Source organism: Bordetella sp. N (assembly GCF_001433395.1).
Classification (GTDB): Bacteria; Pseudomonadota; Gammaproteobacteria; order Burkholderiales; family Burkholderiaceae_B; genus Bordetella_C.
The window spans coordinates 5366284-5383895 of the sequence record NZ_CP013111.1; the positions used below are offsets into that span (position 1 = coordinate 5366284).

Annotated in this window: 13 protein-coding genes; 6 read left to right on the plus strand and 7 right to left on the minus strand. The window is 66.7% G+C overall.

What is annotated here, in order from left to right; translation table 11 throughout:
* Positions 1–62 precede the first annotated feature (62 nt).
* The 7 genes from ASB57_RS23145 to ASB57_RS23175 form a co-directional block, all read right to left on the minus strand.
* A complete protein-coding gene (locus ASB57_RS23145; protein ID WP_057654327.1) occupies positions 63–1010 on the minus strand; it encodes an SMP-30/gluconolactonase/LRE family protein in 948 nt (315 codons plus the stop codon).
* Positions 994–1803 (minus strand): ABC transporter ATP-binding protein, encoded by an 810-nt coding sequence (locus tag ASB57_RS23150; protein ID WP_057654328.1) that lies wholly within the window; start codon positions 1801–1803, stop codon positions 994–996. Before ASB57_RS23150 ends, ASB57_RS23145 begins: the two co-directional genes overlap by 17 nt.
* Complete coding sequence (locus tag ASB57_RS23155) at positions 1784–3652, minus strand: ATP-binding cassette domain-containing protein (protein WP_197424803.1); 1869 nt, start codon at positions 3650–3652, stop codon at positions 1784–1786. Before ASB57_RS23155 ends, ASB57_RS23150 begins: the two co-directional genes overlap by 20 nt.
* Positions 3652–4509 carry a branched-chain amino acid ABC transporter permease gene (locus ASB57_RS23160; protein WP_057654329.1) on the minus strand — a complete coding sequence of 286 codons (858 nt, stop codon included), beginning with the start codon at positions 4507–4509 and terminating at the stop codon, positions 3652–3654. Before ASB57_RS23160 ends, ASB57_RS23155 begins: the two co-directional genes overlap by 1 nt.
* Before the next feature lie 12 nt (positions 4510–4521).
* The gene (locus ASB57_RS23165) at positions 4522–5712 is read right to left on the minus strand and encodes an ABC transporter substrate-binding protein (protein WP_057654330.1); all 1191 of its coding nucleotides are present in this window, start codon (positions 5710–5712) and stop codon (positions 4522–4524) included.
* A gap of 104 nt (positions 5713–5816) precedes the next feature.
* On the minus strand, positions 5817–6908 hold the full coding sequence (locus ASB57_RS23170; RefSeq protein ID WP_057654331.1) for a mandelate racemase/muconate lactonizing enzyme family protein: 1092 nt from the start codon (positions 6906–6908) through the stop codon (positions 5817–5819).
* The gene (locus ASB57_RS23175; RefSeq protein WP_057654332.1) at positions 6905–8023 is read right to left on the minus strand and encodes a mandelate racemase/muconate lactonizing enzyme family protein; all 1119 of its coding nucleotides are present in this window, start codon (positions 8021–8023) and stop codon (positions 6905–6907) included. Before ASB57_RS23175 ends, ASB57_RS23170 begins: the two co-directional genes overlap by 4 nt.
* 330 nt (positions 8024–8353) lie before the next feature.
* On the opposite strand from ASB57_RS23175, the gene ASB57_RS23180 reads away from it, so the two are divergent.
* The 6 genes from ASB57_RS23180 (at position 8354) to ASB57_RS23205 (ending at position 17583) form a co-directional block, all read left to right on the plus strand.
* A complete protein-coding gene (locus ASB57_RS23180; protein ID WP_057654333.1) occupies positions 8354–9280 on the plus strand; it encodes a LysR family transcriptional regulator in 927 nt (308 codons plus the stop codon).
* Between the two features lie 198 nt (positions 9281–9478).
* Positions 9479–11017: an efflux transporter outer membrane subunit gene (locus tag ASB57_RS23185; protein WP_082621783.1), complete on the plus strand. Its 1539-nt coding sequence runs from the start codon at positions 9479–9481 to the stop codon at positions 11015–11017.
* A 12-nt stretch (positions 11018–11029) separates the two neighbouring features.
* Positions 11030–12274: an efflux RND transporter periplasmic adaptor subunit gene (locus tag ASB57_RS23190; RefSeq protein WP_156414250.1), complete on the plus strand. Its 1245-nt coding sequence runs from the start codon at positions 11030–11032 to the stop codon at positions 12272–12274.
* A complete protein-coding gene (locus ASB57_RS23195) occupies positions 12271–15459 on the plus strand; it encodes an efflux RND transporter permease subunit (protein WP_057654334.1) in 3189 nt (1062 codons plus the stop codon). Before ASB57_RS23190 ends, ASB57_RS23195 begins: the two co-directional genes overlap by 4 nt.
* 70 nt (positions 15460–15529) lie before the next feature.
* The gene (locus ASB57_RS23200; RefSeq protein WP_057654335.1) at positions 15530–16213 is read left to right on the plus strand and encodes a heavy metal response regulator transcription factor; all 684 of its coding nucleotides are present in this window, start codon (positions 15530–15532) and stop codon (positions 16211–16213) included.
* The gene (locus ASB57_RS23205) at positions 16210–17583 is read left to right on the plus strand and encodes a heavy metal sensor histidine kinase (protein ID WP_057654336.1); all 1374 of its coding nucleotides are present in this window, start codon (positions 16210–16212) and stop codon (positions 17581–17583) included. The genes ASB57_RS23200 and ASB57_RS23205 overlap by 4 nt, the downstream gene beginning before the upstream one ends.
* The last annotated feature ends 29 nt before the right edge of the window (positions 17584–17612 follow it).

A 17612-nucleotide genomic window follows, 5' to 3' on the forward strand; every position in this document is an offset into this window, starting at 1 on the left:
CCGACGACCCGGCCGCCCGCCGCTCCAGCGGTCCGGCGGCTCAGCCGCTTGCCGGGCGCGGCCTAGCGCACCGGTGGCAGCGCGCCCTGCGTGTTCACATACAAGGCATACAGGGACTTGCCCGCCGCCATGAACAGGCGATTGCGGTCGAGCCCGCCGAAGCAGAGATTGGCGCAGCGTTCAGGCAGATGGATGTGGCCGATGCGCGTGCCATCCGGCGCGAAGATGGCCACACCGTCCAGTTCTTCCGACCCCATGCCCCAGCCGCACCACAGGTTGCCGTCAGTATCGCAGCGGATACCATCCGACGTGCCGGGGCCGCAGTCGATGAAGGTGCGGCCCAGGCCCAGGCCGCGGCCGTCAGCGCTGACCTCATGCACCGTGATCAGCCGATTGGGTTGAGCACGCGACTGCACCAGGTAGAGCTGCTTCTCGTCGGGCGAGAAACACAGGCCGTTGGGGCCATGCGCGGTTTCGTCGACCACGGTCAACGTGCCGCTGGCGGGGTCGAGGCGATACACGCAGGCCGGCAGCTCCTGCTGCGCGCGCTTGCCTTCGTACCAGCCGCCCAGCCCGAAAGGCGGGTCGGTGAACCAGATCGAACCGTCGGATTTCACCACCACGTCATTGGGTGAATTCAAACGCGTGCCGTTGTAGTTGTCCGCCAATACGGTGATGCTGCCGTCATATTCGGTGCGGGTGACGCGGCGGCCTTCGTGCTCGCAAGTGATCAGGCGGCCTTGCAGGTCGCGCGTATTGCCGTTGGCGTTGCGCGAGGACTGGCGGAACACGCTGAACTGGCCGGTGGCTTCGTCCCAACGCATGATGCGGTCGTTGGGGATGTCGCTGACCAGCAGATAGCGGCCGTCGCCAAACCATACGGGGCCCTCGGCCCAGCGCATGCCTTCACCCAGTTTTTCCACGGCGGCGTTGAAATGCACGTAGCGGGAAAAACGGGGATCGAGGATTTCGATGCGGGGATCGGGATAACGCTCACTGGTTTGCCACACGGCCGTGTTCTCCAAAATAGGCCCGCTCCAGTCGTGCCGGCAGGTCAGCCTCGCGGGCGCCGGCCTGCATGGCGATGCGGCCTTGCGCCAGGGCATATACGCGATCGGCCAGGGCCAACGCCTTTTCCACCAGTTGTTCCACCAACACGATGGCCGTGCCCTGCGCGCGCAGCTGTCCGGCGACAGCCAGCACCCGGTCGACCAGCACCGGCGACAGACCGGCGGACGGTTCGTCGAGGATCAGCAGGCGGGGCCGTTTTACCAGGCCTTGCGCGACCACCAGCATCTGCTGTTGGCCACCGCTCAAGGCGCCGGCGCGCTCATGGCGCTTGGCGGCGATTTCGGGGAAGAAGGTCAGGGCTTCCTCGATCCGCGCGCGACGTTCCGCCCGCGGGGCATCGTAGCCCGCCAGCATCAGGTTGTCGATCACGCTCTGCTGGGTGAAGACGCGATGGCCTTCGATCACGTGCACCAGGCCTGCACGCGCCGCGGCGCGTGGCGTGGTGCGGCTGAGATCCGCGCCGGCAAAGGTGACGCTGCCGGCGGTCAAGGGCAGCAGACCTGAAATCGCCCGCATCAACGTGCTCTTGCCCGCGCCATTGGGACCCAGCATGGCGACGATCTCACCCTCCCGTACGTCCAGGTCTATGCCGTGCAGGATGCCGATCTTGCCGTAGCCCGCATCGAGTCCTCGTACCTCCAGCAAGGGCGCGCGGGCGGGCGTCGCGGCGGTCGTGCCGGCCACGCCGGCCCCTGCCTGGTCTGTCGCGTTATCAGCCACCAAGGTAAGCACTGACCACCTCCTTGTGTTCGCGCACCTGTGCCGGCGTGCCGTCGGCCAGCACGCGGCCCAGGTTCAAGACCGTGACCTGATCGCAGATGTCGAAGATCAGGTCGGCATGATGTTCCACCAGCAGCACGCCGGTGCCTTGCCGGCCGATGTGCCGGATCAGGTCGCCAAGCTGACGGATCTCCTCGGCGGCCAGGCCGGCCGCGGGTTCGTCCAGCAGCAGGAAAGCGGGCCGCAGCACCAGCGCGCGGGCGATTTCCAGAAAGCGCAGTTCGCTGTGCTGCAGGCGGTCGGCGCGCACGTCGGCCAGCGCGGCCAGGCCCACGGCCTGCAAGGCGTCCTGCGCGGCCTCGCGCAGCAGCGACTCGTCACGGTTGTGGCGGGGCAGGCGCAACAGGGTTTCGACGAAGGAGGCCTGGGCTTGCAGCGTGCCGCCGATCATGACGTTGTCCAGCACCGAGGCTTCTCCGATGATGCGTGGCGTCTGATACGTGCGGGCGATGCCATGCGGTGCGCGCAGCAAAGGCTGGCCCGCGGGCAAGGGGGCTCCTGCCAGGCGCAGGGTGCCCGCCTGCGGCCGGTAATAGCCGGAGATCACGTTCAAGGTGGTGGTCTTGCCGCTGCCGTTGGGACCGATCAGGCCGTGCACTTGCCCCGGCGTGATCGCCAGCGTCAGCCCGTCGATGGCGCGCACGCCGCCGAAGCTCAGCACGATATCGCGCAGTTCCAGGCCCGCGTGCGCTGCCGGCTTGCCGTGCGCCTGGGCAGCAGGTGCCAGCAGATGCTGCAACGGCGCCGCGTCCGGGACGATGCGACGGTTGGCGGGCAGGGGCCGCCGGCTGCGGAAATCCAGCAGCGCGGCGATGCCGCCCGGCGCCACCAGCACGATGACCAGCAGCATCAGCGCATACAGAAAGTTCGACCACGCGGCCAGCGGCGCCGCCAGCTCCGGCAGCACGGTCAGGATGATGGTGCCCAGCAGCGGCCCCAGGATGGAACCGCGGCCACCGATCAGGATGGAGATGAAGAACAGGACCGAAAGTTCGAAGGTGAAGGCATCCGGTGTGATGTAGGTCTGCAGCGAGGCGAACAGGCCGCCCGCCACGGCGGCCAGCACGCCGGCGAAGATGAAGATCAGGGACAGCAAACGCACCTTGGACACGCCGCTGGCCTCGGCCGCGACCTCGGCATCGCGGATGGCGATCAGGCCCCGGCCGTAGCGGCTGCGCGCGATATTGGCGGTCAACAACGTACACACCACCGCCAGTCCCAGGCACAGGTAGAACAGGCCCATTTCGCTGTCGAACGGCGCGGGCATGGCGGGTCCGGACAAGCCGATGCCGCCGCCGGTGACGTCCTGCCACGCCAAGGCAATTTGCGTCACGATGGTGGCGAAGCCCAGGGTGGCCATGGCGAAATAAAACGTGCGCAAGCGCAGCGCGGGCAGGCCGACGACCAGGCCGAACACGCCGCCGCCGACCCCCGCGCAGGCCAGCGCGAGAATCGGCGGCATGGCGGGCAGCACATTGCCGGCCGCCAGCACGCTGGTGATGTAGGCGCCCAGGGTCAGCAGGGCCACGTAGCCGATCGCCAGCTGCCCGGCATAACCGACCACCAGATTCAGGCCCGACACCAGCACCCAATAGATCGCCGCGCGCGTGGCGATGACCGTCCAGTAATTGTTGCCCGCCAGCGGCAGCAGCGCCGCCAGCACGAAGATGGCCAGGAACGGCCACAGCTTGCGCCAGTCATCGCCCCGCAGGCGCGCGGCATGGGCGCCCGGCGTGCCGGCGCCGCTGGACGCGGCCATGGCGATGGGGCGGCGTGTCCGCAGTTCGCTGTCGACGCTCATCACACCCTCCGCGCGGTGGCGCTGCCGAACAGGCCTTGCGGCACGGCCAGCAGCACGATGATGAACAGCACGAAGACGGCGATCGACGAGAACACGCCGCCCACCGTGAAGTTCGCCGCCTGCTGGAACAGACCCAGCGCCAGGCCACCGATCAGCGCGCCGCGGTTATTGCCCAGGCCGCCCAGCGCGACCGGCACGAAGCCATAGAAATTGAGCAGCGTGCCGTTGGCGAAGAACGCCAACATCAGCTGCCCGCTGGCAAAGCCCGCGATGCCGCCGATCGCCGCGGCCAGCACATAGCTCCACACGCGCAGGCGCCGTTCCGGCAAGCCCAGCGCGCGTGCCGCGAAGTTGTCTTCCGCCACCGCCAGGAACGCCATGCCCACCAGGGTGCGCCGATACAGGTATTCCAGCCCCAGCACCACCACCGCGCAAGCGACCACCGGCAGCCAGAACTTCTCATCCGCCAGGCCGCTGCCGAGATTGAACAGACGCGGGAACGGTTGCGGTTCAGTGCCCCATTCGATGGCGGTGACCTGCTGGATCATCAAGGCCAGTGCCAGGGTCGACAGCACATACAGATGCTGGTCCAGGCTCTTGAGCACGGGCCGCACGGCGATGAGTTCGGTCACGAGCCCCACCACGCCGCAGCCCAGCAAGGTGGCGATGAAGGCCAGCCACGCTGGCAGGCCCAGCTTGAGCATGAACAACGAACCCAGCACGCCGCCCAGCATGCCCAGCTGGCCGGCGGTGAAGCTCATCACGCGAGACGTGGCGAACATGGTGTTGTAGGTGATGCCGATGAGCGCGTACACCGCGCCCATCGCCAGCCCCGAAGCGATGATGGAACCTAGCATCGAGGCCTCCGATCAGACGTAGCCGGGCGCCAGCAGGAAGGTGCCGTGCTTGGCCGAGTTGGCCGCCGACATCACGACGTCGGCGGTGGGGTAGCCGTTGTGCTCTTCGGCCGTGTACGTGTAGTTGCCGAAATAGCCCTGGTAGGGATGCAGCGTGTTCCAGTAGGCGATGATGTCCTTGGACGAGCTGGCGCCCTCCTGCACGGCCTTGGCCACCAGGCTGATGGCGTCGTAGCCGGCCGTCACCCACCAGAACAAGGTGTCGTCCAGCTTGACCTTGCCCTGCACCTTGTCGACGAACTCCTGCGAGCGTTCCGGCAGCTTGCCGTCGGCCCCGTAGCTGCAGCTGCGATAGCCCACCGCGTAGACCTTGTCCCAGTTCTGCGGCTTGGCCAGCAGGCCGCGGATTTCACCGGACGCCATCGACGGGTGGCCGGCGAAATTGACGTCCCAGTTCATCTCGGCGCGCGTGTTGAACAGGCGTGCTTCCATGCCCGTGGAGACGCTCCAGATGACGATGACCTCGGCGCCCGCACTGCGCGCCCGCGTCATGTCCGGCGTCATGTCGGTCTGGGTGGCGTCGATGTTGTTGCTGTAGACCACGTCGGCGCCGTCACGCTTGAAGTTGGCCACGCAGGCCTTGACCGCCGTGACGCCATAGCCGGTGGTGTCGCCGATGATGGCGATCTTCTTCACCTTCAGCACTTTCAGGCAATACGCCCGCACGGCGTCGTCCCACTGTCCGTTGGACGGCGCGATGCGGAAGGCGTTGGGGAATTTCTTGGTATCGATCAGCGTGTCGATCACGCAGGGATGGATGTTGGGAACACCCGCGCGCGCCATGATGGGCGTCACCGCCAACGATTCGCCGGAATTGGTCGGCCCCCAGATCGCATGCACCTTCTGCGAGTTGATCATCTCCTGGGTGGCGTTGACCGCCTTGGTCGGATCACCCTGGGTATCGCGCGTGACGATCTCGATCTTGCGGCCCTTGACTCCACCCGCCGCGTTCAAGGACTCGGCGGCGAATTTGACGCCGCGGTCGAAGCCGATGCCGGGCGCGGAGCTGGGACCCGTCAGCGCCGCCAGCCAGCCGATGCGCAGGGGTTCGGCGGCGGCGCGCGCATAGCGCGGCGCGCCAATGATGGCGGCGCCGGCGATGGCGCTGGAACCGAAGACGAAGTGGCGGCGGGTCAGGCTCATGGTGGGTCTCCTTGATGATGGCTTTGTTTGCTTCTTATAGGACTGTCGATCGGGTGCTTGTCCGGCCGCCTGTGGGTCGGCGTATGGGCAAGCGCAGGCGTAGCTCAGCGTGTCGCCTGCTCCAGCGCGGTGATGCGTTGCTCGTCGAAGGTGTGGCCCCAGCCGGGTCGTTCCGGCACCACCGCCATGCCGTCGGCAAATTCCAGCGGCTCGCGGTACAGGGTGGAAAACCAGGGCATGTATTCCAGGAAGATCGCGTTCGACAGCGCGCCCAGCACTTGCAGGCTGGTTTCGGGAAACAGATGGCTGGACACGGGAATGTCGTGGCTTTCCGCCATATGCCCCACGCGCATGAATTCGCTGACGCCGCCGACTCTTTGCAGGTCCGGCATCAACACGTCGGCGCTGCGCAGGGTCAGCATGCTGCGGAAGCCGTAGCGGGTGTATTCGGTTTCGCCGCTGGCGATGGGCGTGTCCAGGGCCGCCGCCACGCGCGCCAGTCCTTCCAGGTCCCACGCGGGCAGCGGTTCCTCGAACCACGTCAGGTCATGTTCTTCGAGCAGACGGCCCAGCCGTATCGCCTGCGCCTCGTTCAGGCCCTGGTTGGCGTCCGCCATCAACTTGATGTCCGGGCCGATGGCGGCGCGCACCGCGCGCACCCGCTCGGCATCCTGGCGCGGATCCGCCATGCCCAGGCGCATCTTCACCGCGCGGAAGCCTTGCGCCACCATGTCCTGCGCTTCACGCGTCAAGGCATCGATATCGCGGTCCAGCCAAAGGCCGCCGCTGTGATACGTCGGCACCTTGTCGCGCGCGCCGCCCAGCAGGCGATACAGCGGCAGGTTCGCGGCCTTGCCCGCGATGTCCCACAGCGCGCCGTCCAGGGCCGAAATACCCATCACGGTGACGCCCTTGTGGCCGAAGAAATTGATGTCCTTCCACGCGCGGGCCCAGAAGCCGGCGATGTGGCCGGCGTCCTGGCCGATCAGCAGATCGGCCAGTTCGTCCACCATCTGGCGCAGCACACGCGTGCGCCGGTCGTTCAAGGCGAACACCAGGTTCTCGCCGACGATGCCCGTGTCGGTATGGACATACACCAGCACGCAGCCGCAGCTGTCGAGCTTGCCGAGCGCGCTGCCGATGGGACGTTCGAAGGGCAGGCGTACGACCCGCGTGCGGACTTCGGTGACTTTCATGGGCGGGCTCCGCGCGTGACGTTGGGTTGGCCGACGCGATAACGCGCCAGTATGGCGGGATCCGGATCGCAGCCAAGGCCGGGGCCTTGCGGCACTGCCACCTTGCCATCCTGCGTACGGACAAAGGGGTCGAAGGGATTGGCTTCCATGTCCAGCCACAAGACCTCGATGAGCGGCCGTTGAGGCAGCGCGGCGGCGATGTGCAAGGTGGCGATGAAGCCCGGGCCGAAGTAAGGGCAATGCGGTACCGTCTGGACGCCATAGGCCTGGCATAAGGTGGCGACCTTCATGGCTTCGCCGATGCCGCCCAGCTTCGTCACGCTGGGTTGCGCGATGTCCAGCGCGCCGGCGTCGAGCAGCGCCTTGAAGCCCAGGGGTCCGGCGACGTTTTCACCCGCGGCGATGGGGATGCCGCGGGCGCGCACGCGGGCCAGGCCGGCGGCGTCTTCCGGTGGCCAGACCGGCTCTTCCAGCCAGTAGAGGCCGTCATCCCGCATCGCGTCCGCCATGCGCAAGGCCGTGGGCACGTCCCAGGCGCAATTGGTATCCAGCATCACGGCAGCGCTGCCGGCGGCGGCGAGAGAAGCGCGCACGGCTTCGTGCGTCACTTCATGCAGCTTGATGTGGCGGTAGCCGCGCTCCACCGCGGCGGCGGTATTGCGCGCCACCAGATCGCAGTTGGTGTAATTGAGCAGGCTGGCGTAAGCCGGCAGTTCGGTGCAAGGCGCCGCGCCCAGCAGGCGATGCACGGGCATGCCGGCACGCTTGCCCAGCAAGTCCCACAGCGCGATCTCGATGCCGGACCACGCATAGACATAGCAGCCGTTGCGCCCCAGCAGATGGGTGGCGTGCAGGACCTGGCGGGTCAGGCCGGCGATGTCGCCCGCGTCGCGGCCGATGGCCAGCGGCGCGACGATGGTATCGAGCGCCGCGCGCGTGGCCGGGATGGCAGCGTGCCCGAAGGCTTCGCCCCAGCCGACCAGGCCGTCTTCGGTCTCGACCCGCACCAGCAGGATATCCAGCTTGTCCCACAAGGCACCGGCAAAGCGCTGATAGGGCCCGCCCATGTCGAAGGGCAGGGACACGACTTCAGAAGTGACGGATACGATCTTCATCCGCCACACCGTTCAAGCTGCGCCATGACGTCTCCTCCTGGCGTTTCTTGTGAGGCAGCGCGCGCGGCGCTGTGTCGCGCCATGCTGTCGTGCTGCCCGGATATGCGAGCCATGCAAGCCTGTCGGCGCGCCCCTGTTATCCGGGCCTGCCCCGCAAGCGTCCAACGAGAATAGGGAGCCGGCAAAATAAAATCAATTGAGTACACCTAATTTCCACATAAGGTGTTCTTATATGCGTACACCACGCTGCCAGACATAAAACACAAGAAGCATCAGCGGCGCGCACCCTGGGTGCGGCGCACAAGAAATGCATGGACAAGGAGCGAGACTATGGCGCTTACCGTACGCCAGCTGGAGGTCATCCGGGCCGTCAGCCTGCACGGGTCGGTCACCGAGGCCGCCGCGGCGTTGGGCATTTCCCAGCCCGCCATCAGCCTGATGCTGCGCGATTGCGCCACGCATGCCGGCTTTCCGTTTTTCGTGCGCAAGCACGGCCGCCTGCAGGCCACGCGTGAAACGCAGGTGATCCTGGCGGAGCTGAATCGCATCTTCGACGGCATCGAGCGGGTCAACCGTTTGATGGATGACATGCGCGACATGACCGTGGGTACCGTGCAGGTGGCGTCGGTGCCGACCCTGGCCGACAACCTTATCTCGCCGACCATCGCGTGCTTCCAGAAAGACTGGCCCAACATCCACGTCGGGGTGTTCACGCTGGACAATGTCGGCGTGTTCGAGAACGTCGTGCAGGAGCGCGTCGACTTCGGCCTGGCGTTGTCGCCTTTGAATCACCGCGACGGCCGTGGCGTCGACGGGCGCCTGGTCGACCTTTGCACGACCGAGCTGGTATGTGTCATGCATCCGGACTGCCCGCTGGCGCGGCTCGACATCGTCACGCCCAAGGACCTGGCGCCCTATCCGCTGATTTCCTTCGGCAAGAGCCTGCCGCTGGGCGCCCTGGTGGAGGAAAGCTTTCAGCGCGCCGGCGTGCCGCGGCGTATCGCCCTGGAGGTGACGCTGACGTCGGTGGCCTGCTCGCTGGCGCGGTCCGGCGCCGGCGTGGCCATCATCGATCCCTTCCATCTGTGGAGCCAGCGCGACCATGGCGTCGTCACGCTGCCTTATGCGCCGCGCACCGAAGTGCGCGCGCAGCTGGTGCTGCCCAACAATGCGCCGCTGTCGCGGTCCGCGCGGCTGTTCGTCGACGCCTTGAGGCAGACCGCGCGCCAGCGCCAGGGGGCGCTGCAGCCGGCCTGATTGCGCGGTCGCCGGCATGGCGGCCGACCTTGTCCCCATGGCGGTCCGCCCCCCCTCCATGGCGCCGGGAACCCCCTAGCGCCGGTGTGCATTCAAACTGACATTTGCAACTGACATTTCTGTCAGTTTTCCGACAGCGTGGTGTCCGCGCGCGGCTCCTACATTCCGGATTCACCATCCTGGATACCGCGCTGCGTCATGAGTACATCGCCGTTCCACCAGCCGGTTTACCGGCCCCTGCGACTGGCTGCCGCCCTGGCCGCCACCCTGGCTTTCGTCCTGGCCCTGTCCGGCTGCGCCGCCGGCCCGGACTACGTGCGGCCGACCCTGCCGGTGCCGTCCGCCTACGCCGAGCCCGGTCCGTGGAAGCAGGCGGCCCCCGGCCACATCGACCCGGACGGCCGCTGGTGGCTGGCCTATGGCGATCCGGTCATGGACGGCCTGGTGGCCCAGGCCAACGACGCCAACCAGAACATCGCCCTGGCCGCCGCCCAATATCGGCAAGCCAGCGCCGCCGCCGATGCCGCCCGGTCGGCCTTCTGGCCGACGGCGGGCATCAGTGCCGGCGTCGGCCGCGGCCGCAACATTTCCAACGGCGTCAACAAGCTGAGCAATTCGCACTCCATCGGCCTGGACGCCAGCTGGGAGCCGGACCTGTGGGGTGCCGTGCGCCGTTCGGTCGAGGCCGGTGAAGCGACGGCGCAGGCCAGCGCGGCGCAATTGGCCGCCGCGCGCCTGAGCATCCAGGCGGCGGTGGCGCAGGACTACCTGCAAGTGCGTGTGCTCGAACGGGAACAGGTGCTCTATGCGCGCACCCTCGAAGCCTATGAGCGCGCGCTCAAGCTGACCCGCAGCCAGCACGACGCCGGCGTGGCGCTGCGTTCGGACGTGGCCCTGGCCGAGGCCCAATTGAATACCGCGAAGGCGGAGTCCATCGACCTGGAACAGCAGCGGCGCCAATTGCTGCATGCCATCGCCATCCTGACCGGCCGCGCGCCGGCGGACTTCACCCTGCCCGACAATCCGGACTGGCATCCCGCGGTGCCGCAAATTCCCGTTGGCTTGCCCTCCGAATTGCTGGAACGACGGCCGGATATCGCCACGGCGGAACGCCAGGCGGCGGCTGCCAACGCCAATATCGGCGTGGCCCGGGCGGCCTATTTTCCGTCGCTGGTGTTGAGCGCCAGCGGGGGCTTTGAAGGCGGCGGCTTCGGGCCATGGTTCAACACCCCGGGCCGGATCTGGTCGCTGGGCGCCGCCTTGGCGGAAACCCTGTTCGACGGCGGTTTGCGCGCGGCGCGTGACGCGCAGGCGGTGGCCGCCTATGACGCCACGGTGGCGCAGTACAAGCAGACCGTGCTGGGCGGCTTCCAGGAAGTCGAGGACAACCTGTCGACCCTGCGCATACTGGCCGACGAAAGCGTGGCCCAGGACCAGGCGGTGCGGGCCTCGCGCCTGGCCGAGCAACTGGCGTTGACGCAATATCGCGCCGGCACCGTCACGTATCTGAACGTGGTCACCGCGCAGTACCTGACGCTATCCAATGAACGTAGCGCGGTCCAGTTGCTGGGCCGCCAACTGCTTGCCAGCGTGGCCTTGATCAAGGCCACCGGCGGCGGCTGGACTTCCGCGCAGTTGCAGGCGAACCCTGCCTCAGCGACAGCCGCCGCGGCCCCGCATCCCACCCCCGTCGTTTCCGCCACGGCCGCGCCGGCCGGGCAAACCCAACCCGACTGAAGAGGCATCGACATGGCCAAATCTTCTATTCCGCATTCGCTCATTCAACGTTCCATTTCGCGGCGCCGCATCGGCGTGGCGACCGGCCTTGGAGCCCTGGCGGGTTTGGGCATCGCATTCTGGGGGATCGGGCACGATGCCTCCGCCGACACGCCGGCCGTGCAGGCGCCGCCCGTGGTGGTGACTTCCACGGCGGTCAAGCGCAGCGACGTGCCCATCTACCTGACCGGCGTCGGCACGGTGACACCCAACCAGTCGGTCACCATCAAGCCACGGGTGGACGGCCAGCTCGACAAGGTCGCCTTCACCGAAGGCCAGGACGTGACGGCAGGCCAGCTGCTGGCGCAGATCGATCCGCGCACCCTGCAGGCGCAGTTGGCGCAAGCGCAGGCGCAACAGGCGAAGGACCAGGCCCAGCTGGCCAATGCCAACCTGGACCTGCAACGCTATACGCGTCTGAGCAAGGAAGACGCCACCACGCAGCAGACGCTGGATACGCAGCGTGCTTTGGTGGCGCAGCTGGACGCGGCGGTGAAGACCGACGCCGCCCAGATCGCCTACGCCAAGGTGCAACTGGGCTTCACCACCATCAACGCACCGATCAGCGGCCGCGTGGGCGCAAGGCTGGTCGACCAAGGCAATATCGTGCATGCGACCGACACGACCGGACTGGTGGTGATCAACCAGATCGATCCGATCAGCGTGGTGTTCACCTTGCCGGAAGCGCATGTGCCGGACATCAACCAGGCCGCGGGGCGTGACCAACAGGGCCTGCCGGTGACCGCCATCCGGCGCGACAGCGACCAGGTGCTGGGCAAGGGCAAGCTGGTGCTGGTCAACAACCAGATCGATACCACCAGCGGCACCGTGCAGTTGAAGGCGTCCTTCCCCAATCCGCAGCACATGCTGTGGCCGGGCCAGTACGTCAATGCGCGCCTGCGTCTGGGTACGCATACCGGCGCGCTGACGGTCCCCGCGCCGGCCGTGCAGCGTGGCCAGAGCGGCACCTATGTCTACGTCATCGACGAACACACCGTGGCGCGCATGCAGCCAGTGCATGTGGCCCTGATCCAGGACGGCGTGGCCGTCATCGACAAGGGCCTGGCCGCCGGCCAGCGCGTGGTGGTCGACGGCCAGTACAAGCTCAAGCCTGGTGCGCGCACCGTGGAAAGCAAGCCGGCCAGCGCGCCGGCGGCGCGCCGCGGCGAGGCCACCGATCTGGCCATGAACCAGGTTGACGATGGAGTGGGTGCATGAGTATTTCCGCGGCATTCATCAAGCGCCCGATCGGTACGTCGCTGTTGGCGCTTGCCATCCTGTTGGTGGGGGTGGCCGCGTGGCCCTTGTTGCCCGTGGCCCCGCTGCCGCAGGTGGACTTTCCCACGATACAAGTCACGGTCAACCTGCCGGGCGGCAGCCCGGAGACCATGGCGTCCAACGTGGCGCAACCGCTGGAACGGCAGTTCTCGCTGATCGCCGGGCTGTCGCAGATGACTTCGACGAGCGCCCAGAGCCAGACCCAGATCACCCTGCAATTCGACCTGAACCGCAGCATCGAATCGGCCGCCGTGGACGTCCAGGCGGCCATCAACGCGTCGTCCGGCCAGCTGCCCTCCAACCTGCCGCAGGCACCCACTTTCCGCAAGGTGAATCCGGCCGACGCGCCGATCCTGCTGCTGGCGGTGCAGTCCGACACGCTGCCCCTGACCGAGGTCAACGATTACGCCGACAACATCCTGGCGCAGCAGATCTCGCAGATCTCCGGCGTGGGGCTGGTCAACATCGCCGGGCAGCAGAAGCCGGCCGTGCGCATACAGGTCGATCCCGACCGCTTGAAGTCGCTCAACCTCAGCCTGGAAGACCTGCGCGGCGTCATCGCCAATACCACCGTCAACCAGCCCAAGGGCACGGTCGACGGGCCTTCACAAAGCTTCACCACCTACACCAACGATCAGCTGACCAAGGCGTCGCAGTGGAACGATATGGTGCTGGCCTACCGTAACGGCGCGCCCATCCGCGTGCGCGACGTCGGCGTGGCGGTGGACGGTCCGGAGAACAACAAGCTGGCGGCCTGGGCCTATGCCGGCGCCGCGGCGCCACCGGGCGAAGGCATCACCAACGGGCGCTCCATCGTGCTGCAGATAAGCAAGCAGCCGGGCGCCAACGTGCTTGAAACCGTGGACGCGATCCAGGCCGCGCTGCCCCGCCTGCGCGCCGCCATTCCGCCGTCGGTGTCGGTGAACACGGTGATCGATCGGACGCAGAACATCCGCGCGTCCGTCAAGGACGTCGAATTCACGCTGCTGCTGACCATCGCCCTGGTGGTGGTGGTCATCTTCATGTTCCTGCGCAACGTGGCGGCCACGGTCATTCCCTGCATCACGGTGCCGCTGGCCATTCTGGGCACGGCCGGCGTCATGTACGTGCTTGGCTACAGCCTGGACAACCTGTCCTTGATGGCGCTGACCATCGCGGTGGGTTTCGTGGTCGATGACGCCATCGTGATGCTGGAGAACATCTATCGCCATATCGAGGACGGCATGCCGCCCTTGCAGGCGGCGTATCAGGGCGCGGGGGAAATCGGCTTCACCATCATGTCGATTTCGGTGTCGCTGATCGCCGTGTTCATTCCGCTGCTGTTGATGGGCGGCATCGTGGGCCGCCTGTTCCGCGAGTTCGCCGTGACGGTGACCCTGACCATCGTGGTATCGGTGGTGATCTCGCTGACCCTGACCCCCATGCTGTGCTCACGCTATCTTAAGAACCACAGCCATGGCCATGAGCAAGGCCGGCTGGGGCGTCTGTTCGAAGCGGGCTTCGATGCCATGCTCAACGGCTACAAGCGTGGCTTGAAGATCGTGCTGCGCCATCAGTTCATCACCTTGATGACCTTCTTCGCGACCCTGGCGGTGACCGGGCTGATGTTCGTCACCATCCCCAAAGGCTTCTTTCCGCAGCAGGACACCGGCTACATCTTCGGTTTCGCGCAGTCGGCGCAGGATTCGTCGTTCACGGCAATGAATGCGCGCATGATGGCGCTGGCCGATGTGGTGCGCCAGGATCCGGACGTCGTCGCTTTCGGCATGAACGGCAACCAGTCGCAGTACAACACCGGCAACTTCTATATCAACCTGCGCTCCAAGGAAGACGGCCGCACGGCCAGCGCCGACGACGTGATCCGCCGCCTGCGCCCCAAGCTGGCGCACGTGGAAGGCGCGACTCTGTACATGCAGGCGGGCCAGGACATCAACGTCGGCGGCCGGCTCTCGCGCACGCAATACCAATACACCCTGACTGATTCCAACCTGGACGAACTCAACGAGTGGGCGCCCAAGCTGGCGACGCGCCTGGGCGAATTGCCGCAGTTGGCGGACGTCGCGTCGGACCAGCAGAATTCCGCGCCCACCGCCACCTTGGCGATCGACCGGGACCGCGCCAGCAGCTTCGGCTTCACGCCGGCGCTGATCGACGCGACGATCTACGACGCCATCGGGCAACGCCAGGTCGCGCAGTATTTCACCCAGCTCAACAGCTATCACGTGGTGCTGGAAGTGACGCCGGCCTTGCAGAAGGATCCGGACATCTTCAGCAAGCTGTACCTGACGTCGCCGCTGACCAATCAGCAGGTGCCGCTGTCGACCTTCGTGCGCGTGGATACGGAAAAGACGGGCTACCTTGCCATCAACCACCAGGGCCAGTTTCCCGCGGTCACCTTGTCCTTCAACCTGGCGCCCGGCGCGTCGCTGGGACAGGCCACGCAGGCCATCGACCAGGCCAAGGCGGAAATGGGCGTGCCGGGGACGGTGATCGGGTCCTTCCAGGGCGCGGCGCGCGCGTTCGGCGATTCGCTGCGTTCACAACCCTACCTGATCGCGGCCGCGCTGATTGCCGTGTACATCGTGTTGGGCTTGCTGTACGAAAGCTATATCCATCCCATCACCATCCTGTCGACCTTGCCTTCGGCGGGCCTGGGCGCCTTGCTGATTCTGCGGGCAGGCGGATATGACCTGTCGGTGATCGCGCTGATCGGCATCATCCTGCTGATCGGCATCGTCAAGAAGAACGGCATCATGATGATCGACTTTGCCCTGCACGCTGAACGCGAGCGCGGCATGGCGCCCATCGATGCCATCTACGAGGCGTGCGTGCTGCGCTTCCGGCCCATCATCATGACCACGATGTGCGCGCTGCTGGGCGGCCTGCCGCTGATGCTCAGCCACGGCCAGGGCGCGGAGCTGCGCCGGCCCCTGGGCTACGCCATGGTGGGCGGCCTGCTGGTATCGCAGCTGTTGACGCTGTTTTCCACGCCGGTGGTCTACCTGTATCTGGATCGCGCCCATTATTGGTACATGAATCGCAAGAAAGCACGGGCCGCGCGGCGGCAGGCGGGGCAGGGGCCGGAAGACCAGGCCTTGCCCAGCCCGGCCACCGCGCGGGATTGAAACCGGAATGCGCGGCGCCCGGCCCGGGGCCGCGAATAACGGGTAAAGTGAGTCCCCGGAGCAAGCCATCATGAAAATCCTGATCGTCGAAGACGAAGCCAAGACCGCCGACTATCTGCACAAGGGCCTGACCGAGCAGGGCTGCGCGGTCGACGTGGCCAATAACGGCATCGACGGCCGCCACCTGGCCACGGAGCTGGACTACGACGTCATCGTGCTGGATGCCATGCTGCCCGGCATGGACGGCTTCGAAGTGCTGCGGGCCTTGCGCAAGACGCGGCAGACGCCGGTGATCATGCTGACGGCGCGCGACGGGCTGGACGACCGCATCAAGGGCCTGCAGGATGGCGCCGACGATTACCTGGTCAAGCCGTTTTCCTTTCTGGAGTTGCTGGCGCGCCTGCAGGCCTTGACCCGCCGAGGCCGCGCGCAGGAGCCGATGCAGTTGCGCATCGGCGACCTGCAGATCGATCTGGCCAGCCGCAAGGCGCAGCGCGGCGGCGCGCGCATCGACCTCACCGCCAAGGAATTCGCGCTGTTGGCGGTGCTGGCGCGGCGCAAGGGCGAGATCCTGTCCAAGACCGCCATCGCCGAGCTGGTGTGGGACATGAATTTCGACAGCAACGTCAACGTGGTGGAAGTCGCCATCAAACGCCTGCGCGCCAAGATCGACGGGCCTTTCGCCACGCGCCTGCTGCACACCATCCGCGGCATGGGCTACGTGCTGGAACAGCGCGAGGGCGACGCAGCGTGAAGCGTGCTCTGACCACCCGCCTGGCGGCCATGTTCGCCCTGGTCGCGGTGGTCGCGTTCACCTTGATCGGCGCCGCGCTCTACGCCGTGCTGCATCGCGAACTGGTGCGCCAGCAGATGGACGTGCTGAGCACCACGTCCGGCGAGATGATGTTTTCGCTGACGCGCATGGGCAACCAGGAACGCTGGGCGCGCGGCATGGCCAAGATGGATACGTTGACGCCGGCCGACGGCAGCCTGCGCTTCTGGGTGGTCAGCCCCGATCCGCATTTCAGCTATGGCAAGAGCGCGGCCGAACTGGCACGCATCGCCGACCTCGACGACGGCTACGACGAGATCATCCTGCCCGGACGCGACCGGCCCATGCGCACGTTCACGCGCACGGTCGATGCGCTGGAACAGCGGCCCCAGGTCAAGTTCGTCGTCGGCATCGCCACGGAACCGTATCTGCACACGCTGCACACCTTCGTCATCGCGCTGGCGGGCTTGTTGCTGGTGGCCGTGCTGGTCATCATGCTGCTGGGCCAGTGGATGGCGTCGGTGGGCCTGCGTCCACTCAAGCGTTTATCCAGCGAGGCGCAGAAGATCAGTCCCGCGCATCCTGCCCAGCGCTTGCAGGCGGCCAGCCTGCCGGTGGAACTGGAAGACCTGGCGCACACCTTCAACGGGGCGCTGGACCGTCTGCAAGCCGCTTATATGCAGCTGGAGGCCTTCAATGCGGATGTCGCACATGAACTGCGCACGCCGCTGACCAACCTGATCGGCCAGACCCAGGTGGCGCTGGCGCGGCCGCGCGGCGTGGAAGAGCTGGAGGAAACGCTGCAATCGAACCTGGAAGAGCTGGACCGCCTGCGCGCCATCGTCAACGACATGCTGTTCCTGGCGCGCGCGGACCGCGGGGAAGCGGCCACCGGTCTGGTAAGCACCGTGGTGGCCGACGAGGTGGGCAAGACCATCGAGTTCTTCGAGTTCGTCCTGGACGACCTGGGTTTGACGGTGCTGGTCGAAGGCGACACGGATGCCGTGGCGCCCATGGACCGGGCCCTGTTCCGGCGCGCGGTCACGAATCTGCTGCAGAACGCCATCCAGCATACAAGGGGCGGCACGCACATCGTGGTGCGGCTGGAGCGCCGGGCGGGGGGTGTCAGCGTCAGCGTGTCGAATCCTGGCGATCCCATCGACGCGGCACATCTGCCGCGGCTGTTCGACCGCTTCTATCGGGTCGACGCCGCGCGCAATGACCACGGCGCCGCCCATGGCCATGGGCTGGGTCTGGCCATCGTCAAGGCCGTGGCCAGCATGCACGGGGGCAGGGTGTTTGCTTTCAGCGATGAGGGCAATACCGCGATCGGCTTCAATCTGCCTAGTTGAGGCCCCCCCGTACCCGCTTGCGCGGGCCC

What these genes read in the sequence shown, in the direction of transcription:
- ASB57_RS23175 (WP_057654332.1), bottom strand. Translation starts at nt 8,023, where the DNA reads ATGAAGATCGTATCCGTCACTTCTGAAGTCGTGTCCCTGCCCTTCGAC.
- ASB57_RS23195 (WP_057654334.1), top strand. Translation starts at nt 12,271, where the DNA reads ATGAGTATTTCCGCGGCATTCATCAAGCGCCCGATCGGTACGTCGCTG.
- ASB57_RS23155 (WP_197424803.1), bottom strand. Translation starts at nt 3,652, where the DNA reads ATGAGCGTCGACAGCGAACTGCGGACACGCCGCCCCATCGCCATGGCC.
- ASB57_RS23190 (WP_156414250.1), top strand. Translation starts at nt 11,030, where the DNA reads ATGGCCAAATCTTCTATTCCGCATTCGCTCATTCAACGTTCCATTTCG.
- ASB57_RS23185 (WP_082621783.1), top strand. Translation starts at nt 9,479, where the DNA reads ATGAGTACATCGCCGTTCCACCAGCCGGTTTACCGGCCCCTGCGACTG.
- ASB57_RS23160 (WP_057654329.1), bottom strand. Translation starts at nt 4,509, where the DNA reads ATGCTAGGTTCCATCATCGCTTCGGGGCTGGCGATGGGCGCGGTGTAC.
- ASB57_RS23200 (WP_057654335.1), top strand. Translation starts at nt 15,530, where the DNA reads ATGAAAATCCTGATCGTCGAAGACGAAGCCAAGACCGCCGACTATCTG.
- ASB57_RS23180 (WP_057654333.1), top strand. Translation starts at nt 8,354, where the DNA reads ATGGCGCTTACCGTACGCCAGCTGGAGGTCATCCGGGCCGTCAGCCTG.
- ASB57_RS23165 (WP_057654330.1), bottom strand. Translation starts at nt 5,712, where the DNA reads ATGAGCCTGACCCGCCGCCACTTCGTCTTCGGTTCCAGCGCCATCGCC.
- ASB57_RS23170 (WP_057654331.1), bottom strand. Translation starts at nt 6,908, where the DNA reads ATGAAAGTCACCGAAGTCCGCACGCGGGTCGTACGCCTGCCCTTCGAA.